We start from the raw sequence: 900 nt of genomic DNA on the forward strand, positions 1-900 counted from the left end.
GTACTATCTGAAATTTAAATTAGGTCATTATCTGATTTTATTTAAGAAGAGAGGTTAATCACAACTTTACTGGTGATCTTTTATTCACGCTGGAATAGATAAGCATCACTGTTATATCCTGTTTAATTGATGCTATATGGGAGTCGTGGCACAAATCCCTTAATAGTAACTAATGAAATTATTTATAACGGATATTATGGAGAATTGAGGAATGACACATAAGAAATATAATCCCACTTGGGATGGTTATATGGGCGATGTTTTAAGGGGTAATGTGGGAATTAATCAGCTAAAACCCCAGCATGAATTTTTTGATGCCATTGGGTTAGAAAAAGTATTGAGTGATAATACCCAATATCACATCGTTCTTTCATTATCAGAAGCCAAAAGTATTATTGAGGATATCAGTCCCCTCCGTCCACAAAATCCAAGTCATGGAGAAGCCTTTGCAAGAGGTACGGAAGCAGAAAATCTAAGTTACGGAGAAGCATTTGCAAGAGGTATGGAAGTAGATAACAATAAAAAAAATCCTATGTCATATGTGTTTTCTGTCACAGATCCTATTTCTACCTATGCTGGAAATATCTATGATTCACGTGGCTTATATGATGTTATTCGAGAATTTAAGAGATTGGGCATTACAGCTACAGAGCATATAGGAGAAAATGGAAGAAGGTATATTCATATATCAGGGCATGCAGGTCTTAGACGTATTATCCAAGGAACGCGATATTGTGCCAATCATCCTCAAATGTTAATGATGGGAATAGGACAGCAAGGTCTTAATTCAAGTATCATTGGTGGAGTTAGGTTTTGTATTATTTTTTCTATTGGTTACCGAATTATTGAAGGTATATTTAAAGATGAATATACATTGGCTGATTTTATTGGCAACATAAC

The 900-nt window shown here is 34.7% G+C and carries 1 protein-coding gene; it reads left to right on the forward strand.

The window, feature by feature from the left end:
- Nucleotides 1-211: 211 nt before the first annotated feature.
- On the forward strand, nucleotides 212-900 hold a 689-nt coding region (locus tag PSI15_RS18200; protein ID WP_273584752.1), incomplete at its 3' end, for a hypothetical protein.

Origin of the sequence: Xenorhabdus sp. PR6a (assembly GCF_028599065.1) — a bacterium.
Classification (GTDB): domain Bacteria; phylum Pseudomonadota; class Gammaproteobacteria; order Enterobacterales; family Enterobacteriaceae; genus Xenorhabdus; species Xenorhabdus doucetiae.